Origin of the sequence: Streptomyces sp. NPDC042638, assembly GCF_040647235.1 — a bacterium.
Taxonomy (GTDB): Bacteria; Actinomycetota; Actinomycetes; order Streptomycetales; family Streptomycetaceae; genus Streptomyces; species Streptomyces rameus.
In genome coordinates this window covers 89,620-95,871 of sequence record NZ_JBEZBT010000029.1, presented here as the reverse complement: position 1 = coordinate 95,871, position 6,252 = coordinate 89,620, and the positions used below count along the sequence as shown (strand labels likewise).

Below are 6,252 nucleotides of genomic sequence, written 5' to 3'. Positions count from 1 at the left end.
GGTGTGGTCGGCGCAGCCCTCTCCGGATTTTGAAGGAACCTTGCGGAATGCCGGGGGTCGGCGGCGGCCCACAGGGCGGCGGCGGCGCCGGTGCTGGCGCCGAAGTAGCCGATGGCGAGCCCCTCGGCGTCGGGTTCCTCGCGCAGCCGTCGGGTGGCGGCCAGCAGTCGGCCGGCCAGCAGCGCGATGTCGAAGACGTTGCCCCGGTCGGCCTCCTCCTCGTCGGTGAGCAGGTCGAACAGCAGGGTGCCGAGGCCGGCCCGGCGCAGTCCCTCGGCCACGAACCGGTTGCGTGTACTGTGCCGGCTGCTGCCGCTGCCGTGGGCGAAGACCACGACGCCGGTGGCGGCGTCGGGCAGGGTGAGCCGCCCGCCCAGCCGCACGCCGTCGGCCGTCACCGTCACCTCCCGGTCGGCGGGGCGGGCGCCGGCCGTGCTCCGGTGGCGACTCGCGGCCCGGCGCAGGCAGGCGGTGACCTCCTCGTCGTCGACCTGGGTGAAGTCGGCGTAGAACTGGCCGACCGCGGCGAAGTCCCACGGGGTGTCGAGGCAGACCAGTTCGTCGGCGTCCGCGCCCAGTCGCCGGGCGAAGTCCCGTGGGGCCACGGGGACCGCCAGCACGATGCGGGCCGCGCCGCGGGCCCGGGTGATGCGGCAGGCGGCCCGGGCGGTGGATCCGGTGGCGACTCCGTCGTCCACGACCAGGGCGGTGCGGCCGGCGACGGAGACGCGGGGCGCCTCGCCGCGGTAGCGGGCGGCTCGTTCCAGCAAAATCTGCCGCTCGCGTTCCTCGACCCGGGCGAGGTCCGTCTCGCTGACTCCGGTGCCGCGCAGCATCTCCTGGTTGATCACGCGCAGGCCGTCCTCGGCGATCGCGCCCATCCCCAGTTCGGGCTGGTACGGCACGCCCAGCTTCCGCACCAGGCAGATGTCGAGGGGCGCGTCGAGTGCCTCGGCGATCACGGCGGCGACCGGCACCCCTCCCCTGGGCAGTCCGAGCACCACCACGTCCTGGCCCCTGAGGTGCTCAAGGCGGGTACTGAGCCGCCGGCCCGCTTCGAGGCGGTTCCTGAAGTGCACGGCGGGGCTCCTTCACTCGCGCGGCAGCCAGAGCGGCGCCGGGCCGTCGGTGTCGGCCGCTCCCGTCGCCTTCATGTCGCCGTCGGCCGCGCGCAGCAGCATGCGGCCCATGGCGATCAGGGCGCGCCCGGCGGCGAGTTCGTCGCCGATGTCCGGCATCGCCTCGTCATAGGGGTTGCGGCGGGCCTCCGCGTGGCTCTCCAGGACGTTGTCCCCGGTGTCCAGGATGATCCGGGCGGTGGTGTCCGGATCGTGCTCGGACAGGTACAGGTTGAGCCGCCACTCCTTGACGGCCGGAGGACGGCTGCTCACGGGTCGGGTCATCGTCCCTCTCGCCTCCCAGCGTCGCGATCCCGGCAGGGCGCGCCCCTTCAGGCTCTTCCACTGTGCACCCGGCCCGTGGCGGACGCCTCCCCTGGTGCGGGCAGAATGTGGCCATGACCTCGCGCACCTGCCCCTGTGGGCTGCCCCGGCCCTACGACGCCTGCTGCGGCCGTTTCCACGCGGGTCCGGCGGGCGCGCCGACCGCCGAGCTGCTGATGCGCTCGCGGTACAGCGCGTTCGTGAGGGGGGACGCGGGGTATCTGCTGCGCACCTGGCATCCTCGGACCCGGCCGGCGCGGCTGGACCTCGATCCCCGGACGAGGTGGACGGGCCTGGAGATCCTGGACACCACCGACGGGTCCGCGTTCCACGCGACGGGCACGGTCACCTTCCGCGCCTCCTACCGGGGCGGCTCGCTGCACGAGCGGAGCCGCTTCGAGCGGGTGGCCGGGGCGTGGGTCTACGTGGACGGGGAGTTCCTGGACTGAGCCGGACCACGGCGGACCGATCCGGAGCAGCGTGGACCGATCCGGACCAGGGCGGACCGATCCGGACTAGGGCGCCAGGATGTCCAGTTCGTGGAGGGCGCCCGTGGTGATCTGCCGGGTCAGTTCCTCGGCGCGGGCCGCGTCGCGGGCGCGGACCGCCTCGGCCACGCGTACGTGCAGGGTCACGGCCGCCGGGTCGGGGTCCTCGAACATGACCTCGTGCTGGGTGCGGCCGGTCAGGACCTCGGCGACGACGTCGCCGAGGCGGGCGAACATCTCGTTGCCCGAGGCGTTGAGCACGACCCGGTGGAAGGCGACGTCGTGGACCAGGTACTGCTCCAGCCGGTGGCCGCGTGAGTTGGCCACCATGCCGAGCGCGCACTCGGTGAGTTCGGCGCACTGCTCGGCGGTGGCGTGCTGCGCGGCCAGGCCCGCCGCGACGGGTTCGACCGCGGAACGCAGCACGGTGAGCGAGCGCAGCTGGTGCGGGCGGTCGGCGCCCGCCAGGCGCCAGCGGATGACCTGCGGGTCGTAGACGTTCCACTCCGCCTTGGGGCGGACCGTGACGCCGACGCGGCGGCGGGACTCCACCAGGTGCATGGATTCGAGCACGCGCACCGCCTCGCGCATCACGGAGCGTGACACCTCGAAGTGCTGGGCGAGTTCGTCCGTCCGCAGAACGCTGCCGGGCGGGTACTCGCCCGCTGTGATCGCGGGGCCGAGGGTGTCCAGAACATGACCGTGCAGCCCCCGGCCCCGTGTGCTCATGCACTCAGCGTACGGCCTGCGTCACAGCGACAAAAAGTCAGACTTATATGTCACACACTCTTGAATTAGTCGTACCTAATGGGTTTCAGTGTGGCGACGCCGCAGTGGCGTCGGATGTCGAGGAAGACAGCGAGGCAGTGATGCGAACCCCCCAGGTCGTCGTCGTGATGGGCGTCGCGGGGACGGGCAAGACGACGATCGGTCCCTTGCTCGCCGCGCGGCTGGGCGTCCCGTACGCCGAGGGCGACGACTTCCACCCCCAGGCCAACATCGACAAGATGTCGGCCGGGATCCCGCTCGACGACGCCGACCGGTGGCCGTGGCTGGAGGCCATCGGGCACTGGGCGCACGGCCGGGCCGGGCTGGGCGGGGTGGTCAGCAGCTCGGCGCTGAAGCGCTCGTACCGCGACCGGCTCAGGGCCGTGGCCCCCGGGGTGGTGTTCCTGCACCTCACGGGTGACCGGCGGCTGATCGAGGAGCGGATGTCCCAGCGGCAGGGTCACTTCATGCCCACCGCGCTGCTGGACTCCCAGTTCGCCACCCTCCAGCCGCTCCAGCCGGACGAGGCGGGAGTCGCCGTGGACGTCAGCGGCGGCCCCGAGGAGATCACCGAGCGTGCCGTGCAGGCCCTCGCAGCCCTTCCCGACACCGCGGGCAGCTCCCGGTAGCGCCCGTCAGAAGATCCCCGTAACCGCAAGGAAACCCCGTGACCAGACTCAGCGTCGAGATGCTGGCAGCGGACGCGCCTGCGCCGATCACCTCCGCCGGGCACGCCCAGCTGGGCATCGCCGTCCTGGTGGGCATCGCCGTCATCGTCCTGCTCATCACCAAGTTCAAACTCCATGCCTTCCTGGCCCTGACCATCGGGTCACTGGTCCTCGGAGCGGTCGCCGGAGCGCCGCTCGACAAGGCCATCACCAGCTTCACCACCGGGCTCGGCAGCACGGTGGCCGGCGTGGGTGTCCTGATCGCGCTCGGGGCGATCCTGGGCAAACTGCTCGCCGACTCCGGTGGTGCCGACCAGATCGTCGACACGATCCTCGCCAGGGCCTCAGGACGCGCCATGCCGTGGGCGATGGTGCTCATCGCCTCCGTGATCGGTCTGCCGCTGTTCTTCGAGGTCGGCATCGTGCTGCTGATCCCGGTCGTGCTCATGGTCGCCAAGCGCGGCAACTACTCCCTGATGCGCATCGGCATCCCGGCACTGGCCGGCCTGTCCGTGATGCACGGCCTGATCCCGCCGCACCCCGGCCCGCTGGTCGCGATCGACGCGGTCAAGGCCAACCTGGGCGTGACCCTGGCACTCGGCATCGTGGTCGCCATCCCGACCGTGATCATCGCCGGTCCGCTGTTCTCGAAGGTCGCGGCCCGCTGGGTGGACGTCCCGGCGCCCGACCGGATGCTGCCGCAGCGCGCCTCGGACGAGCTGGAGCGCCGTCCCGGCTTCGGCGCCACCCTCGCCACCGTGCTGCTGCCGGTGGTGCTGATGCTGGCCAAGGCCCTGGTGGACATCGTCGTCGACGACCCCGCCGACAGGACCCAGCGGGTCTTCGACGTCGTCGGTTCCCCGCTGATCGCGCTGCTGGCCGCCGTGCTCGTCGGCTTCTTCACGCTGGGCCGGGCCGCCGGCTTCACCAGGGACCGGCTCCAGCAGACCGTCGAGAAGGGCCTGATGCCCATCGCCGGCATCCTGCTGATCGTCGGCGCGGGCGGCGGCTTCAAGCAGACGCTGATCGACTCCGGCGTGGGCCAGATGATCCTGGACGTCTCCAAGGACTGGTCGATCCCGGCGCTGCTGCTGGCCTGGCTGATCGCGGTGGCGATCCGGCTGGCGACCGGCTCGGCGACGGTGGCGACGGTCTCGGCGGCCGGCCTGGTCGCGCCGCTCGCGGCCGACATGTCGACCACCCACACGGCGCTCCTCGTCCTCGCGATCGGCGCGGGCTCGCTCTTCTTCAGCCATGTCAACGACGCCGGTTTCTGGCTGGTGAAGGAGTACTTCGGGCTGAGCGTCGGACAGACCGTCAAGACCTGGTCGCTGATGGAGACGATCATCTCCGTGGTCGCCGGCGGCCTGGTCCTGCTGCTCTCCCTCGTGCTCTAGGAGCGTCACGGCGACGACGGCTCGCCCCCTCTTCGACATCAGCGGCGCGGCAAGATCGTCAACATCTGCTGTCGTGCAAGGTGCTGCTGGAGTTCTGAGGGGTGCGGCGGGCGGCCTGGGTACGGGGGTCACGGGCGCCACAGGGGGTGTTCCCTGCGGGCCCACTCCTCGCTCACCGTTCCTGTGCGCAGGCCCCGCCGCGCCTCCGGGTCGCCCAGGGCCATGCCGATGTGGCCCGCCAGGACCACGCCGATCGTCAGGGACAGCCAGTCGTGGACGAAGGTCGCCGAGGTGCGCCACATCAGCGGGGTGAGGTGGGTGAACCACATCATCAGCCCCGTGCCGAGCATGACCAGGGTGGCACCGGCGATCCAGGCGGCGTAGATCTTCTGCCCGGCGTTGAACTTGCCCGCCGGGCGGGCGGAGTACCGCCTGTCGCGGCGCAGGGCGGCGCGCAGCCAGACCCGGTCGTGCGGGCCGAAGCGGTTGAGGAAGCGCAGGTCGCCCCGGAAGGCGCGGGAGGCGAGGCCCAGCAGCACCGGCACCGGCAGGGCGAGGCCCGCGTACTCGTGGACCCGGACGACCAGTTCCCGGCGGCCCACCATGACCGCCAGCTGCGGGATGTAGAGGAAGGCCGCGGTCACCACGCACACGCCCATCAGCGCGGCCGTGCCACGGTGCACCCACCGTTCGGCCCGGGTGAAGCGGTGCACACCGGCGCTCGGCGGGGCCGGGGTCTCAGCTCGTAGGGTCATCCGTCCGTCCGTTCGAGCGGCCGACCCAGGCGTCGACGTCGTAGCCGAGGTCCTCCCAGTAACCGGGTTCCACCCGGTCGGTGAGGGTGATGCCGGAGAGCCACTTGGCCGACTTGTAGAAGTACATGGGGGCGACGTAGAGGCGGACGGGACCGCCGTGGTCGTGGCCGATGTCCTTGTCCTGCATGCGCAGGGCGACGAGGACGTCCGGCCGGCGGGCCTGCTCCAGGGTGAGGCTCTCGCTGTAGGTGCCGTCGAAGCAGGTGAAGCGGACGGCCTTGGCGGACGGGCGGACGCCCGCCGCGTCCAGCAGGCGGGAGAGCCGTACGCCCTGGAAGGGGGTGCCCGGGACCCGCCAGCCGGTGACGCACTGGACGTCCCTGACCAGCCGGGTCTGCGGCAGGGCCCGCAGCTCGGCGAGGGTGTAGCCGCGGGGGCGGTCCACCAGGCCGTCGATGGTGAGGCGGTAGTCCGCGGCCGTCCGGTGCGGGACGGAGGCGGCGACGGAGTAGTAGCGGAAGCCGCCGCCGTTGGGCAGCAGGCCGGTCAGGCCGGTGGGGTCCTTGCCCGCGACGCCGCCGAGGAAGCCTTCGACGCCGCGTTGCAGCGTCGGCGCGGCGAGCACGCCCAGCGCGCCGAGGCCGAGGGTGCCGAGGAAGACGCGGCGGCCGACGGGCCGGCCGTCCTGTTCCTCGGATCGTTCGGAGTTCACGCGTTCATTCGAGCACTCGGAG

The 6,252-nt window shown here is 72.1% G+C and carries 8 protein-coding genes; 3 read left to right on the top strand and 5 right to left on the bottom strand.

The features are described 5' to 3' along the window. Both AB0B40_RS23055 and AB0B40_RS23050 read right to left on the bottom strand, forming a co-directional pair. Positions 1–1,079 (bottom strand): phosphoribosyltransferase (locus AB0B40_RS23055; protein WP_362265293.1); only part of this gene is annotated, 1,079 nt, incomplete at its 3' end. Positions 1,080–1,091: 12 nt separating this feature from the next. Further along, positions 1,092–1,403 (bottom strand): dsRBD fold-containing protein, encoded by a 312-nt coding sequence (locus AB0B40_RS23050; RefSeq protein WP_345049126.1) that lies wholly within the window; start codon positions 1,401–1,403, stop codon positions 1,092–1,094. A 113-nt stretch (positions 1,404–1,516) separates the two neighbouring features. Here AB0B40_RS23050 and AB0B40_RS23045 point away from each other — a divergent pair, with 113 nt between their 5' ends. Further along, positions 1,517–1,891: a YchJ family protein gene (locus AB0B40_RS23045; protein WP_362265291.1), complete on the top strand. Its 375-nt coding sequence runs from the start codon at positions 1,517–1,519 to the stop codon at positions 1,889–1,891. A 66-nt stretch (positions 1,892–1,957) separates the two neighbouring features. Here AB0B40_RS23045 and AB0B40_RS23040 read toward each other — a convergent pair whose 3' ends face one another. Next, positions 1,958–2,659 carry an FCD domain-containing protein gene (locus tag AB0B40_RS23040; protein ID WP_345049117.1) on the bottom strand — a complete coding sequence of 234 codons (702 nt, stop codon included), beginning with the start codon at positions 2,657–2,659 and terminating at the stop codon, positions 1,958–1,960. 140 nt (positions 2,660–2,799) lie between these two features. On the opposite strand from AB0B40_RS23040, the gene AB0B40_RS23035 reads away from it, so the two are divergent. Together AB0B40_RS23035 and AB0B40_RS23030 are read left to right on the top strand one after the other, a co-directional pair. Continuing rightward, complete coding sequence (locus tag AB0B40_RS23035; RefSeq protein WP_345049112.1) at positions 2,800–3,327, top strand: gluconokinase; 528 nt, start codon at positions 2,800–2,802, stop codon at positions 3,325–3,327. 38 nt (positions 3,328–3,365) lie between these two features. Then, the gene (locus tag AB0B40_RS23030) at positions 3,366–4,763 is read left to right on the top strand and encodes a gluconate:H+ symporter (protein ID WP_345049109.1); all 1,398 of its coding nucleotides are present in this window, start codon (positions 3,366–3,368) and stop codon (positions 4,761–4,763) included. A 128-nt stretch (positions 4,764–4,891) separates the two neighbouring features. Here AB0B40_RS23030 and AB0B40_RS23025 read toward each other — a convergent pair whose 3' ends face one another. Together AB0B40_RS23025 and AB0B40_RS23020 are read right to left on the bottom strand one after the other, a co-directional pair. After that, on the bottom strand, positions 4,892–5,518 hold the full coding sequence (locus tag AB0B40_RS23025; RefSeq protein WP_345049104.1) for a cytochrome b/b6 domain-containing protein: 627 nt from the start codon (positions 5,516–5,518) through the stop codon (positions 4,892–4,894). After that, positions 5,502–6,230 carry a molybdopterin-dependent oxidoreductase gene (locus AB0B40_RS23020; protein ID WP_345049099.1) on the bottom strand — a complete coding sequence of 243 codons (729 nt, stop codon included), beginning with the start codon at positions 6,228–6,230 and terminating at the stop codon, positions 5,502–5,504. Before AB0B40_RS23020 ends, AB0B40_RS23025 begins: the two co-directional genes overlap by 17 nt. Positions 6,231–6,252: the final 22 nt, after the last annotated feature.